The sequence below is a fragment of the Rhizobium leguminosarum bv. viciae genome (assembly GCF_012276115.1).
GTDB lineage: Bacteria > Pseudomonadota > Alphaproteobacteria > Rhizobiales > Rhizobiaceae > Rhizobium > Rhizobium leguminosarum_T.
The window spans coordinates 47023-61957 of record NZ_WIEU01000006.1 but is presented as its reverse complement, the minus strand read 5'-3'; the positions used below and the strand labels follow the sequence as shown (position 1 = coordinate 61957).

Annotated in this window: 10 protein-coding genes and 1 tRNA gene; 3 read left to right on the top strand and 8 right to left on the bottom strand. The window is 58.4% G+C overall.

Annotation, left to right across the window (positions count from 1 at the left end; all coding sequences use genetic code 11):
- Positions 1-5 precede the first annotated feature (5 nt).
- Genes GFM02_RS13340 through GFM02_RS13330 form a run of 3 tightly spaced genes read right to left on the bottom strand, consistent with a single transcriptional unit; the run spans position 6 to position 5206 of the window.
- Positions 6-3008: a trifunctional glycosyltransferase/class I SAM-dependent methyltransferase/polysaccharide deacetylase gene (locus GFM02_RS13340; protein ID WP_168321869.1), complete on the bottom strand. Its 3003-nt coding sequence runs from the start codon at positions 3006-3008 to the stop codon at positions 6-8.
- Entirely contained in the window at positions 3002-4222 is a 1221-nt protein-coding gene (locus tag GFM02_RS13335) for a glycosyltransferase family 2 protein (protein WP_168321868.1), read from the bottom strand. The genes GFM02_RS13340 and GFM02_RS13335 overlap by 7 nt, the downstream gene beginning before the upstream one ends.
- 30 nt (positions 4223-4252) lie before the next feature.
- Positions 4253-5206 (bottom strand): NAD-dependent epimerase/dehydratase family protein, encoded by a 954-nt coding sequence (locus GFM02_RS13330; protein WP_168321867.1) that lies wholly within the window; start codon positions 5204-5206, stop codon positions 4253-4255.
- A gap of 806 nt (positions 5207-6012) precedes the next feature.
- Between GFM02_RS13330 and GFM02_RS13325 the strand changes: the two genes are divergently transcribed.
- Positions 6013-6168: a hypothetical protein gene (locus GFM02_RS13325; protein ID WP_168321866.1), complete on the top strand. Its 156-nt coding sequence runs from the start codon at positions 6013-6015 to the stop codon at positions 6166-6168.
- A gap of 8 nt (positions 6169-6176) precedes the next feature.
- Here GFM02_RS13325 and GFM02_RS13320 read toward each other — a convergent pair whose 3' ends face one another.
- On the bottom strand, positions 6177-7547 hold the full coding sequence (locus tag GFM02_RS13320; protein ID WP_168321865.1) for a DUF882 domain-containing protein: 1371 nt from the start codon (positions 7545-7547) through the stop codon (positions 6177-6179).
- A gap of 436 nt (positions 7548-7983) precedes the next feature.
- Between GFM02_RS13320 and GFM02_RS13315 the strand changes: the two genes are divergently transcribed.
- On the top strand, positions 7984-9255 hold the full coding sequence (locus GFM02_RS13315) for a hypothetical protein (RefSeq protein ID WP_168272606.1): 1272 nt from the start codon (positions 7984-7986) through the stop codon (positions 9253-9255).
- Positions 9256-9614: 359 nt separating this feature from the next.
- On the top strand, positions 9615-11141 hold the full coding sequence (locus tag GFM02_RS13310; protein ID WP_168272607.1) for a nucleotidyltransferase domain-containing protein: 1527 nt from the start codon (positions 9615-9617) through the stop codon (positions 11139-11141).
- A gap of 36 nt (positions 11142-11177) precedes the next feature.
- Here GFM02_RS13310 and GFM02_RS13305 read toward each other — a convergent pair.
- From GFM02_RS13305 to xylF, 4 genes are all read right to left on the bottom strand, one after another.
- A tRNA-Arg gene (locus tag GFM02_RS13305) sits at positions 11178-11254 on the bottom strand.
- A gap of 205 nt (positions 11255-11459) precedes the next feature.
- Positions 11460-12242, bottom strand: a complete 783-nt coding sequence (locus GFM02_RS13300; RefSeq protein ID WP_003542059.1) for an ATP-binding cassette domain-containing protein — start codon at positions 12240-12242, stop codon at positions 11460-11462.
- A gap of 14 nt (positions 12243-12256) precedes the next feature.
- A complete protein-coding gene (locus tag GFM02_RS13295; protein WP_168270531.1) occupies positions 12257-13570 on the bottom strand; it encodes a sugar ABC transporter permease in 1314 nt (437 codons plus the stop codon).
- Positions 13571-13836: 266 nt separating this feature from the next.
- The gene (gene xylF / locus GFM02_RS13290; protein WP_011653094.1) at positions 13837-14877 is read right to left on the bottom strand and encodes a D-xylose ABC transporter substrate-binding protein; all 1041 of its coding nucleotides are present in this window, start codon (positions 14875-14877) and stop codon (positions 13837-13839) included.
- Positions 14878-14935 lie beyond the last annotated feature (58 nt).

The following is a 14935-nucleotide window of genomic DNA, read 5'->3' as shown; positions in this document are numbered from 1 at the left end:
CTTTGTCATCCGATAAAGGCTCCGGGCAGGCCGATGAGTTCAGGGAAGGCTTCAAGCGGGCGATCCCCGCGCACCTCGAAGCGCGGCAGAGCGAAGATATTATCGGAGAAGGTAGCCTTTGCCGGCCGGGTCGTGAAGCCGACCCTATAGCCGGCAAGCGCCAGAATGCCCGGGACCCTGAAGTCTGTCCCGCCATAAGGAAGTGCGATCGATTCCACCGGGGCGCCCAGCCGGCTCTGCAGCGCGTCGCGCGATAATATGGCTTCGGCCAGCAGGGCTTCGTTATCAATCGCACTGGCCGGTGTGTGGGATGCGAGGTGGGAGCCGAAGCTGATGCCCTTTTGGTGCAATTCCTGAATTTGCGACCACGACATCAGCGGTGCAGGTTCACCATGGGCGGAATCCCAATCTGACCGACCGCCAACCTTATCGGTCACCACGAACACGTCGGCGCTGAAATCATTCTCGGCAAGGATCGGGTAGGCGTTCGTCTGGAAATCCAGATAGGCGTCGTCGAAACTCAGCATCACAGGCCGGCCCTGGATCGGCTTGCCGCTGCGCAGAAGATTTGCCAGGTTCTGCGCGGTCACGCTGTAATAGCCCTGTCGCCTCAGGAACTGCATCTGCTTGCGGAAAATCTCCGGCGGCGTGCGGAAGCGCCGGAGTGCAGCGGGGCCGTCTTCTGCGATCCTGTGATACATCAGAATGGGAACCGAGGTGGTCACCTCCGTCTTCCATGCCGCCTCGCGCGCGATGCCCGCCGGTCCGCAGATAATGTGCTTTGCCACATCCGTATCCAATGGGGCTCCGTGCGCTTCGACCCGCAGGGCGGGATCGGCCACGGCACCTTTCCTGAATCGGTGGATGGCGTAGAGCTCGGTGTCGATCGTCTCTTCCAGGGCGAGGCCGGCCTGCGCGGCAAAAACCCGTTTTATCGTCTCGACACCGAAAGGATGGCCCCAATCGAAACCGGTTCGGCCGGGTTCGTCCTGGCGGATATGCGCGTGGGCAGTGATCAGGTAGCCGTCCGGCTTCACTGCTGCGGCCATCTTCCGGCAGACGGCCGCAAGCATCTCCTCATCCTTCATATAGTAGAGGACTTCGCAACAGATAACGAGATCCTGCTCGGGCGGAACATCGCTTTTGACGAAATCGAGAACACGAAGCTCGACGTTACCATGGTCGCGGCACCGCTTGATCGCCCTGTCGATCGCGCGCTGGGAAATATCGGTGGCCGTCAGCCGACCGACCTTTGGCGCCAGCTTCTCAGTAAAGATTCCTTCGGCGCAGGCGAGTTCGAGGGCCTTTTCGATCCCTTCCGGGATCAGGCTCAACGTCTGAGCATATTTGACTTGCTCGTAGACCGAGATGTAATTCCACGGATCCGGGCGTTCGAACATATGCTCCCAGTATTCCTCTTCCGATTGAGTGGAAGCAGTCTGTTTTCTTTTCTCCGACCTTGGCTCGGGAGAATTTCGAAACGGCGGTGCCAGTCGATGTTCGAAATCCCGCAGGATTTCGGAAATCCGGGCGTCATTGTCCTGTTTGTCGCCGGGCGCTGTGGCAAGGAGGGCATTGCGTCCGACACGCACCAAAAACCTTTCGAGACGCCCTCGCCGCCGGCCGCTTTTGATGATCAGTCCGCCGAAGGTCCTGTAGCCGCGCAATGCCTCCATTGTCCAGGAGCTGGCATAGGCGAGTGCGTGGGGCGTTTGCAGATGCTCGTCTGCCTGCATCTCATGCATGATCAGCCTGATCTGCGCCCGGATCGAAAGATCGCCCCAGAATGGCCCGACAAAGGAGCCGACATGTTGTCCGCCGGACATGGCGTGCATGACGAGCGTGTCTGATGGTTCGGCTTTGGGGATTCGCGAAAGCGTTTCGAGCGCGACACTGACCACCTGGACATTGCCAAGCGTGAATGACCGCAAAGGGTTTGCGGCGGATATGTGCCAAGAAACGGCGTCAATGATCTTGCGCCCAGCGCCAGGCATGGAATGATCCTGAATTAGCTGGATGAGCGAAAGGAACGTCGGTCGCCATTTATCGAGAACATCGATGAGACCGTCTGCCCGATCGATAAAGAGCCCTGTCTGCAGGCCATGGAGGATTACGCCGGCAAAAAGGTTTTCGTAGCCCGCGGCGTCCGGTATGTCAGGCAGAAGCGCTGCAAGAGCTGCAATATCCAAAGCCGGATCGAGCTTGGCCGCGACGACCCAGGCGAGCATGCGCAGTTGGCTGACGGGGGGCGTGATCCAACCTGTCTCCGGCCCCCCGGCCGACAAGCCCTGCTGCATCTGCAGCGCCTGCGCTTTCGTCGTCACGCGAACCGCGTCGCGCACCAGTTTGACCGGATCGCCGGACAGCGAACCGGCCTTCATGCGATAGAATGCGAGGCATTTGTCCACATGGCAAAATTCGGCGCCTGCAAAGGCCATGCGGAGCCAGAGATCCCATTCCTCGCCGGTCTGCAAGGTTTCATCCATGCCTTCCAAAAGCTCGAAAAAGCTTTTGGGAAAGACGACCGTATGGATGGCAAGGGCGCAGAAGGAGGAGAATTCGCGCTTGGCGGCATCTCCCGTCAGGATGGGAGCCTGTTCTACCCGCAGCAGCCGGCCGCCCGGAGCAACGCGACGATAATCGCAATAGGCGAGAACGGGTGGAGATGCATCCTCTGCCACCGGCTGCATGTTTTCGATGAAGGTCGGATCCAGCCAGTCGTCGGCATCCAACATACAGAGCAGGGGTGCGGATGCCAGTCTTGCAGCGTGGTTTCGCGCCGCCGCTGCGCCGGCATTCGGCTGGCGGGCGAGGCGAATGCGGCTATCCGTTCTTGCTATGCCCTCAAGCACCTCCCAGGTGCCGTCGGTCGAACCGTCATCGACCACGACCGCCTGCCAGTTCGATCGCGTCTGCTGCTGCAGGCTGGCAAGACACTCGGCAAGCGTATCGGCTGCATTGTAGGCGGGGATAAGGAATGAAATGTCAGGCGTCGCGGCGATTACCATGCGGGCCTCTTCCATCGCCGCAGAACGTATAGAGCGCCGTTTACGCTTCCGAGCATTTCCTGCTTCAAGAAGAAGTCATGCGACGTCGCGCCTTTGCGCAGGCGTTTGCGGAGCCGTCCGGCATAATATTTCGGAAAGGAGATGAGGATGCGCCTGAGGTTGCCGCCGTTTCCGGTGTTCTGATACTGGACGAGCAGCGCCGCGATATGGCCGCTCATATACTGGTAGATCTGTTTGGCGAGCCCTTTCATATCCTTGCGATGAAAATGCCAGGATACGGCTGTCGGCTCGTAGCGGCAGACATGTCCATGATGGAGAAGCCGGTTCCAGTATTCGGAATCGCCCGAGCATCCGGCAGCGCCCATATCCAGGCGGACATCGAACAGGCCGATCTCCTCGAAGATTTTGCGGCGGAAGGCCTGACTTGCGCCGGCCCCGATCGTCCAGACCGGAGCGCCGTAACGCCTGTGTAGGCCATAGAAATCCTGATCGAAATCCCGCCGCAGATAGCCCCTGCCAAAGCTCCAATGCTTTTCGAAGATAAATTGTGCGGGCGTTGCAAGTTCTCCGGGAAGAACCAACCCGGTTACGCAGGCGATCTCCGGCAGGTCGAACCCCTTCATCAGGTTTTCCAGCCAGCGCTCGTGGAGGACGACGTCATCGTCCGTAAACGCGACGAATTCGGTTCTCGCCGCACGAACCGCCGCATTGCGCGCATAATCCAGCCCGACCCGATCTTCCCGGACATAGGTTGCGCCCGATTCCTCCACCACACGACGTGTCGCATCACCGGCGGAGGCATTATCCACCACGATGATCTCTACGGGGCCGAGCGACTGTTTGGGGATCGAGGCCAGGCACCGACGTAGCTCCTCCGGCCGGTCCTTGGTGCAAATCAGAATGCTGACGTCTCGGTTGCGCACCGGCGTTTGCGTGACATGACGCGCATGCTCGAGGGTCTCGGGCCGCACGATACGCTCGGCGAGGGCGGCAGCTGTCTCTGGCCTTTCGATATAGGTCTGTCCGACGGGAAGACCATCCGACAGAAAGACCACGAGCCCATCGGAGATCGGGGGCGAAACGGCATCGAGACGAGAGGAGGCGAGATCGAGATAGTGAATCGGTACGGGAAAACTCATATCCTTCAGATCGGACGGAATTGCTTCTCGCATCATCACTCTCTCAATCGCACCGTGAACATACGCCGCGCGCATCCAAGACGCGAGTCTCGAAAGCCGACATGGTTATTCCGCGGCGTGCCTCATTTGGTCCCTGAACCAGTCGAGAGTCATCGCCACGCCCTGTTCGTAGGTGATCTTGCACGACCATTCGGGCATGACATAGTGCGCATTGGTCAAGTCCGGCCGTCTGTTCGTGGGGTCCTGCGGAGGTGACGGTTCGAAGACGATCGGCACGCCGCCAACAAGTCTGGAGACATATTGCGCGACTTCGAGAACCGAAATTTCGCGATCATTGCCGACGTTCAGAGGCCCCTTATAGTCGGTTTCATTCATCCAGAAATATCGCGCGAAACCATCGACAACGTCGTCGACATAGCCCCAGCTGCGCGACTGAAGGCCGTCGCCGAACACGGTAATCGGCCGGCCCGAAAGCGCCTGGGTGATGAAGTTGGAGACTGCTCGGCCATCGTCGGACCGTGTCCGCGGGCCATAGATGTTGAAGGGACGAACGATCTTGACGTCGAGCCCTTGGGTGCGCTGCATCTCGAACAGCAGCGACTCCGTGCACCGTTTGCTCTCGTCGTAGGACGCGCGCGGTCCGGTGCAGTCGACCTGGCCTTTGTAGGATTCCGGCTGCGGCGACACCAGAGGATCGCCATAGACTTCGGAAGAAGATGTGAAACCGAAACGTCCGCCCTTCTTCAGCAGATCGAGAAGCCGGAACGCTCCGAGAAGATTGGCGGAGATCGTCCTCTTCGGCTCCTTCATGTACCACGGCGGCGATGCGGGGGATGCAAGGTGATAGATTTCGTCGAATTTCTCCGAAGTCTGCAGCATCTCGACGTCGGACTTCACGAAGTGGAAACGGGGGTCCCTGATGTGCGCGATATTTTCGAAAAGCCCGGTCCAGAGGTTGTCGACAACGACCAGCTTCTGAATGTCCGTCCTCAGCAAAAGTCGATCACACAAGTGGGATCCGATGAAGCCAGCCCCGCCAGAAATCAATACGCTTTTCATTGCATTGCGCCTCGTGACTTGAGAAATGTGCCTGTTTATTAGCATCGCCTGTAATGCATGGCAATTATTTAGAGGAGTTCTAAGAAATACTCACTCATTAATGTTAATCGTTAAATGTACCTACTTTAAGGTGATTGTCGCTGCCGATGCCGCGCTCGATAACGAGCGACCGCGCCGGACCGGATACTACAGATGAGCGTTGCGCGATCATCACGACCTGCCCTATCTCGACTATCCGTGCCATGAGAAGTCCGCCCCATCTGCGGGCACGATCGAAGGAATCCGGATGGTTTCGAGAACCTCTCCGACGCGTTCCGGATCCAGAGCTGAGGTTGCTCATCGACAAGCATGTCGCTCGGCGGCAACGGGGATCCTTGATGTGTGCTATATTTTCGAAAGGTCCAGTGTAAACATTGTCAACAACAACCAGTTTCCGGACATCGCTTCCTAAGTAGAAGTCGGTCACAGTCGATCCAATGAAGCCAGCTCTGCCAGAAATTGATACGCTTCTCACATCAACGCGCCTCATTACTTCAAGATATATTATTGTTATTACAGCGATTGAACGTTTGGTATGGGCACGAAGTCCGGGGTTGGCTCGGACTTTGGTCTGAATTTTCCGCGCGCAGAAACGATCGTCGTCGTCTTTTCAAGCGCCTGGACAACGCTTTAACACATTGGATCTACCTCATTTTTCCCGAGCATAGATTCCGATTTTCGGGCCGATACGCGCGCATCGCCCATAAGGTGTGGCAATTGTTTAGGAGATCCTAAAAAATCTAGTCGGCCATACGCAGATACATGGAATGTCACGCCTTCGTGGTGCCGCTCGGCTGTTGCTGGTGACCGCACAGGCTTCTGGCACTGGGCGGCGGCACCTGGTTTCTCGGGACCGCCAGCCCGGTTCCACCATAGCCGTTCTGGCGCTTCTGACCGGCTTCGTGCTGCGCATCAAGCCTTGACGATGAGGTCAGCCCTCCGGGGACGAGACAAGCCGGTTGGCATCGAACTGGGCGGCGACCGGAATGATGTCCTCGCCTGACGTCGCGACATTGACCTCACGATGAACCGTGCGCGGGGAAATGCGAGGCGCGCTCAATCCCATCACCTCGCCAGGAGAATGCAGCGCCCATTTCATCAGCGCCGCTTCGGACGTCGATCCGAGGAAATTTGCTTCTTCCCAGGAAGCGGTCATGGGCAGGGAGGCGATCATGTTCGTGCCCTGCTTGGAGGCCTGGTGTGCAACAGGGCGGGGTTCGAAGCGGGCGTAGATCGGCAACGCCGGCGCCGGCCTATCCGGAAGGACATTAATTGGGCCGATCGACGCAGTCTCCAGTTTGTCATCCATATCAGCGTCGTGCTCCAAGGCGGGCGGCCGCATCGCCGGTATCGGAATCGGGAAAGACGAAAGATCCGGAGCGGACCGTTTGTCATCGCGCTCGACCGCGGCGGTCTGCAGCGCCAGCGCATTCAATGCCCGGCTTCGGGGCGTGGGCAGAAGCGCCGTCACGAGTTTATTGTCAGCGGTATCGCCGCTCGACCTGGTCGACGCGCTCGCGTCTTCGTCTTCTCCAGCGATGCCGGCGATCTGGATCGAGGTAGTGCTGCCGCGCTTCCTGTGGTTCGCAACCGCCTGATTGTATCCCGGCAGCGGCCGGCCATCGGCCGGCAGATGCATGGTCTGCCCATTCGGGAATATTCGAGCGAGTTCCTGTCGGGACATGCGGGGCCAGGCCCTGACATTGCCGACATCGAGATGCACGAAGGGCGATCCCGAGGTCGGATAATATCCGACACCGCCGACCTGCATCTGCATTGCAAGCGCACGCAACGTCGAAAGCTTCACGCCGGGAACGTAGAAATCCATCGCCTTGCCCAGCATGTGCTGGCTCTTCTTGGCGACGCCCGTGCTGCGCGAACGGTTGCGGAGCATGTTGTTGGTGGTGGGCGAACGATAGGCGGAGACGATGTGGATATAGTCCTTGCCGCCACTGCGCTTGTATACTTCCCAGACCAGGTCGAGCAGCCGGGGATCCATCCGGGTCGGCTCGTTCCTTCGCCAGTCGCGCAGAAACCGATTGATCTGGGCGAGGCCCTTTGGATCGAACTTTCCGTCCCGCTTGTAGGTAATCGTCGCCCTCTCGCCCGTATGGGTAAAGAACAGCTTCAGGGCGCGATCTTCCGCCGAGGCAAATGATGCAGAGCCGACAAGCGCCGGAAGCGCAAACAGAGCCGGCAGAATGGTCTTGGCGACAAACCGTTCGGCACGCGACAGGAGCGTGGCAATTCCGCCCAAGGCTCCGCCCGATAATCCTTGCACTGGATACTTCAACACGAACAATTCCGTCCTACACCAAACACTCGACGGTGTGCGGGAATCTCCGCATCCATCACGCTCAGTAAAGCCAGCTTATGGTCAATAAATTCCTAACGAGCGGATGCGTAAGTTCGGTGAGTTGAGGGTGTGGGTCATTTGAGGCACAATCGCACCCGGCCTTCAGTCTCTTCCGTCTTGCAAAAGGCGCGCCAAGGAGATCGAGTACCTTGCATGGTGCGGGGGGTCTTATGGGCGTTCGTCACGAACGGTTGAGGCGCAAGGTCTCCTCTGACGACGAACTTCCTATGAAGGCTGCTCAGAAAATGGCGCGCCGGAGGGAATGAAACTAGGAACTGCTTTGTCATTACTATGCCTACGCATTTCTGAGGTCAGCTTCGGATGTTGAAGCGCGCCTTGTATTCCACATCGGCCCTAGGCGGATTTCCGGTAACCCAATCTCTTGGCGCTGCGTAAACAATTCGTGGTTGCGCCAATGATCCAAATGGATATTCTTGAACGAAAGGGTATTTGGGACGAGGCGATGGCCAAAATACTAGGTCACAGGGGTTCAAAGCGTGCTTCTCAATCCAAGCTGCCGCCTCGAATAAAACTGTTCCGCCCGATTAGCTGGTACGACGGGATAACAGCTAGATCCGTCGGCGAGTACGTTTCCCATATCCTAATGGAACTCGGACGCCTCGGTCTGAATATCGATGACATCGAGAGCCGTTCCAGGCCGCCAAACAGGGAGACTGTTCTTTCCGACCTGATCGACTGGCTAAGCGACCACCCAGGCAAGGCCTTTGCGCAACTCTCCAATTGGCAAACCTTAGACCTCGCGCAAATTCGATCGCGCCTTGATCAGGATCGATCCGCCAAGCCTCGCATCGAGCTGTCAGCGCATATCACTAAGATGAACAATTTATCGGTGCGGTGGCATCCGGGCGGCTGGAGAGACACAGAATTCGGTTGGCATCGAACCGATCGCAATTACTTCAATCTGATCACCCACAGAAAGTGGCGCCGGCTACCCGACTTTCATTGGTTCACCGGTGATGAAGATCCGACGTTCGACAGCCGCCCTTCCAATGAGCTCATGTACATCCGGGGGGTGGGCAAACTTCGGCCGGAGCCGCGCGACAGCTATGGCCCTTATGCGATCTATAATGCCGATGTTGTCGACTCCATCCTGATTTGTGCCGTGCGCGCAGCCTATGAAGGCCTGGTTAAACAGCTTTCGCAAAGCTTCGAGGTCACTGTTGTCCACGCCTTTGATTTTAAAGTCGAAGATGAGATCGATGACGCTGATCCCTCTCCGTACCGGCATGAACTTCATCGTGTCGTGGCCTGGAGCATCGAGGATGCTGCCGAACTTAAGGCCAGCCGCGAGCGGGATGCGGCGGTGGCGCAGGACAAGCGCGACCAAGCCGAATTTGCCAGTGTGACCGAGACCTACGGCTTTACACTTGAGATGTTTGTCGCGGCGCTTTTACATGCCTCTTCGAAGAAGCCGTCCGGGCCTATCCCCTCTACAGAGCACATAAATCGGAATGCCTCCAGAGACCTGCGAAATGCGGGCTTTTCCATAGACGCTGGAGGTGTGCGTCGCGTTCGCCAACTCATCGAACGTTACAGCCCGAAAGCTCTGCCAGAGTCTTTACGCCCCGAGGAGACACCGCCGACGGCGCCGTTGCCGAGCAACGCTATTCGCGTCCAAGAAAACGAGAACTGAACTTGGATACCAAGTCCCAGCTTATTTTAGACTGGGTAGAGAGGGTGCACCCGTGAGGATGAAACTGAGAGCTGCTATGTAATTGAATGCTTGATATAAATGGACACCCCCGGGCTATCGTATCTTTCAATACGGTGACTCCATTCCGACGCGACCAAGCTCAGTCAGAATGCACGTCATGCAGTCACGAGTTGATCGCGTTTGCGATGCGATCATACCAAAAATCGCGGGAGGTGGATCCCCACGTAGTCACGTAGCATTGCTGCCCTCTTTGGCGACTTGGTCATGGTCATATTTTGCGTAGTTGTGTAGCTGATGCGCCAAGAAGCAATCTACAGATATCCGTATGGAGGGCCGCATTGAATCTCGACCGAACTGTGCAAGTCGCCGGGCTGCCAATCAAGACCGTGCGTGATGCAATCCGAGAGATGAGTCGCCACGATGGTAACGACTACGGCTGGAGCGTCGAACGGTTGGGAGATCACCTCAAGATTTCTGCAACCCATGCTGAATGGATCTGCGATACCTTGCAACAACAGGGCATTCTTGAGCGCGCTCCTCAGCCTGATGGGCGCTGGCATTCGCCCGGCATGTATTATCGCCTAAGCCCTGCGGGCACCCGCTTTACAAATGCTAGCATGCTCAAGCGTATTGATCGCGCTCGGGTTGATAGACTCTTGGCTGACCTTTTGGAGCGAGTGAAAGAAATCAATGCCAACGACGATCTCTGCTACTTCGTCAACGAAATCCGATTGTTTGGCAGTGCGCTCGACAAAAAGGGTGTGAGCTTCTCTGACGTCGACATTTGTTACGTATTGGAGCGCCGCAAAACACCATCCCAGTACAAGGATTGGACGGATTGGAGCATTGCAAGGGCCGAGCAAGGGCACCGACAAAGTATGCAATATTTTGAGATGCTTAACTATGGCGAGACCGAAGTGAAGCGTTTGCTCAAGAGCCGCAGTCCCTACATTTCGCTGCATGATCTTAATGATGTGATGGCTATCGGAGCAGAAAGTGTCCGTCTATACGTCGCGCCCGAAGGCGGAATTGAGGCGCAAAATGGTAGTATGTCGGGAGAGGCATTGTCACAAGCTGCCATGAATGCGGCCGTCAAAAACGCGGCAACTAGAGACACAGGAAAATCTACATCGACTGCCATTACCGCTGAAACGCCGCGGATTCGATTGGTCAGAGCAATTAAGTCGCTAGCCTTCGATATGTTGCGCGCAATCGATGAAACAGTGCCGCTGGAAGCTCTTGAGCGCAGCATTGTGGTCGCGCACGAGAGTATTGAGGTATATCGCCGAGAAGGCGAGATGGAGCGAGTAGAGGACATTCTACGCAAGGCTTTATCGATCGAGATTATTGAGCAAGAAAAAGCTGCAAAAACCGGAGGATTCATTTTTTCCGAAGACCGTGAACGATGGGCTCATGACGGTACTAATGGTAAGTTGGCAGCCAAGTGTGGCATGAAGCATGCCGTCATTGAACAGCTTAAATGCACGATCGCAGATCGCCGCGATTCAGATCTCAACAATGGCATGATTGGCCAGTTCGAAGCCTATCGGCGCGCAGAATACGACTCATGGAAATATCGACAAGAGCATGGCTATGATTGGTACGGCCCTGAAAGGCTATCCGACCGAGCGGTCGTGACACTCCGGCGGATAGCAAACGGTATAGTGGAGAAGCTCGACAAGCAGGCGCTCAAGACGTTGAGCGAAAATGGCTTCATCAAACTTTTCCGCAAGATAAAATGGCGCCTAACGGCGAAGGGCGAGAGGGCGATTAAATATCACGATGAGCGCGACGCGTGGTTGAAGAAGAAAAACGAAATTGGGGGCGATAGCGAACTTGGCGACCCGGCTACCACCGGGTTCTGATCCTACGGTGTAGATATCGCAGCCACAGTGGAAAAATGGCGCACCCGACAGGATTCGAACCTGTGACCTTTGGAATCGGAATCCAACACTCTATCCAGCTGAGCTACGGGTGCATGCCTAAGGCGGTTTGAATCGCCTGTCCGATGGGTGGTTCTTAGCCTAGCTTGCGGCTGGCTTCAATCGCGAAATTCTCAGAATTACCGGTGCTTGCAGTTTGGCGGGTGTTTTTATCCGTCAGCGCCGAGGACCGTTGCATAAAAACTCCGCCGGCCTTGTGGGCGGCGGAGCGTGATTGTCGTGGCTGTCGCCTGGCGGCGGTCAGATCTGCATGGCGCCGGGGCCGGGGATGGCCTTGGGCGGCACCTTGCCGAGGATGATCATGCCGAGGACTTCGTCCTTGGTCACGTCCTCGGTGCGGGCGTGGCCGACGACCTGGCCGTTCTTCATCACCGAGACGCGGTCGGCGAGGTCGAAGACGTCGTGGATGTCGTGGCTGATGAGGAAGATGCCGATGCCTTCCTTCTTCAACTGCTTGATCAGCTCGCCGACCTGCGCCGTCTCCTGGGGGCCGAGGGCGGCCGTCGGCTCGTCCATGATCAGGATGCGGGCGTTGAAGAGGATCGCACGGGCGATCGCCACCGATTGCCGCTGGCCGCCCGAAAGCGCCTTCACCGGCTCCTTGAAGCGCTTGAAGTTGGGGTTCAGGCGCCCCATCACCTCGCGGGCCGAGGCTTCCATCGCGACGTCGTCGAGCGTGCCCCAGCGGGTCTTCAGCTCGCGGCCGAGATAGAGGTTGGCAGCGGCGTCGACATTGTCGGCGACGGCGAGCGTTTGGTAGATCGTCTCGATTCCGTATTTCTTGGCATCGCGCGGGTTGCGGATGTCGGCAGGCTCGCCGTTGATCAGGATCTCGCCGCCATCGCGCTTGTAGGCGCCGGAGAGGATCTTGATGAGCGTCGACTTGCCGGCGCCGTTATGCCCGAGCAATGCCACGACTTCGCCGGGATAGAGATCGACCGAGGCATTGTCCACGGCGTGAATGCCGCCGAAGGAGATCGAGATGTTTTTCAGTTCCACGAGGGGAGTGCGTTGATCAGCCATGTTTAGGGCTCCTCTCACTTGGCACGGGCGCGGTAGACGGTGTCGAGCCAGACCGCCACGACGAGGACTGTGCCGACGACGACGCTCTGCAGCGGCGTATCGACATGCGCCAGCACCATGCCCGATTGCAGCGACTGCATGACGAGCGCGCCGAGCATGGCGCCGGCGATGGTGCCGGTGCCGCCTGCCAGCGACGTTCCGCCGATGACGGCGGCAGCGATGGTGTAGAGCTCGTCGAGCGTACCCTGCGAGTTCGTCGCGGCGTTGAGGCGTGCGGTGGAGATCGCCGCCGCGATGGCTGCGAGAATGCCCATCAGCGCGAAGATGCGCACGGTGACCCAGCGGGTCTTGATGCCGGCGAGCTCTGCCGCTTCGGGGTTGCCGCCAATCGCGAAGACGTAACGGCCGAAGCGCAGCCTAGTCGCGATGAAGGTCATGATGATGCCGACGACGATGGCGATCAGCACCGGCACGGCGATGCCGTAGGGGATATCCAGGCCGGTCTCGGGCCAGGGAATATTGTTGGTCTCGGCATATTTCTTGGCGATGTTGATCGGCCAGTAATAGCTGTTGGCGATCCAGACCGCGCCGAGGATGAGCACGCAGCTCAGGATGGCGAGGAAATATTCCGCCCACATCGGCCGGCGCGGAAAGCCGAAGCGGCGGCGCTGGCTGCGCGAGCCGACGATGCTGGCGATGACGAAGAGACAGGCTGCGATGCCGACGATCCAGCTCCAGGTGGCGCCGATCGAGCCTTCCGCGCCGCCGCCCATGATGCGGAAGGTCTGGTCCATCGGGGCAACCGTCTGGCCGCTGGTGACGAGCCAGGTGGCGCCGCGCCAGACGAGCAGGCCGCCGAGCGTGACGATGAAGGAGGGAACATTGAGGAAGGCGATGATGATGCCCTGGAAGGCGCCGATCAGGCAGCCTGCCGCCAATCCGACCAGCAGCGTGATCGCCCAGGTGAAGGGGCTGTCGAAGCCGATATATTCCGGCAGGATCTTGGCCTGCGTCACGCCCATGATCATGCCGCAGAGGCCGAGTACGGAACCGACCGACAGGTCGATGTTGCGGGTGACGATGATCAGCACCATGCCCGTCGTCATGACGGCGATGTCGGTCGTCTGGACCGAGAGGTTCCAGAGATTGCGCGGGGTCAGGAAGAGGCCGCCGGTGATGATGTGGAAACCGATCCAGATGATGATCAGCGCGCCGATCATGCCGAGCAGACGCGTGTCGATCTCGGTGGCGCGGAAGAAGCGGGTCACAAGATTGGCTTCCGCCGCTCGCGGTCCGCTTGATGTTGTGGATTTTACCATTTCGGCCATGGGTTTGCCGTTCCCCCACTTTGTTTGGACGGATGCGCCGGCGTGCTAGAGGCTGCCATCGGCGTCATGCATCTATTCTTCAACTCACCATCGCGATGCTTCCGGAAGCCGGTCGCGTGGCGTCGCGACACCCTTCCGGCAGGGAATGAAAACCCGCGATGGTGCGGCGAGGCGGAGAAAACTTCGTCGTTGGAATTCTCATCCGCATCCGGCGCCGCAACGGTATTCCGCTGCGGCGCCGGCAATTTTAGTTTACAAGCGCTGGCTTACTTGCAGGCAGCGACGCTGTCGGCCTTGACGCCCTGGCAGGCTTCCGCCTTGGAAATCCAGCCGGCGTCGATGACGACGTTCAGGTTTTCCTTGGTGATCGCAAGCGGCTTCAGGAAGACCGACTGCATTTCGACGCCCTTCGGGCCGCCCTTGAAAGCCTGGGCGCCGTCGATCTTGCTCATGTCCTTGCCGCCGGCGAGGTCGAGAGCGATTTCTGCGGCGCGCTGGCCGAGTTCGCGGCTGTCCTTCCAGACGGAAACCGTCTGCGTGCCAAGAGCGATGCGGTTGAGCGCTGCCTTGTCACCGTCCTGGCCGGAAACCGGAACGGAGCCGGCGAGGCCCTGTGCGTCGAGAGCGGCGATGGCGCCACCGGCGGTGCCGTCGTTCGAAGCAACAACGGCGTCAACCTTGTTGTTGTTGGCGGTCAGGAACTGCTCCATGTTGCGCTGAGCGTTCTCCGGCAGCCAGCCGTCGGTATAGGCCTCGCCGACATTCTTGATCTTGCCGGCGTCGATGGCGGCCTTCAGGACTTCCTGCTGGCCCGAGAACAGGAAGTCTGCGTTCGGATCGGAAGACGAGCCCTTGATGAAGACGTAGTTGCCTTCCGGCTTGGCCTTGAAAACGCCTTCAGCCTGCAGGCGGCCGACTTCCTTGTTGTCGAAGGTGATGTAGAAGGCAGCCGGGTTTTCGATCAGGCGGTCATAGCCGACGACGGGGATGCCTTCAGCGGCGGCCTTCTCGATGGCCGGGCCGATCGCATCGGAGTCCTGAGCGAGGATGATCAGTGCGTTGGCGCCCTGCGAGATCAGCGATTCGACGTCGGTAAGCTGCTTTGCGGCAGAAGACTGCGCGTCAGCGGAAATATACTTGGCGCCCTTGGCTTCGAGAGCCTTCTTGATGGCGGCTTCGTCCGTCTTCCAGCGTTCTTCCTGGAAATTCGACCAGGAAACACCGACGACGAGATCGGCAGCCATGGCAGCGGTATGCACGGAAACGAGGATGGCAGCACCGGCCATCAATTTCAAAATAGACTTCATAATGTCCTCCCGAGTGGATTGCGACCGGCCCAGCCCATGCTTCCTCCGGCCACCGCGA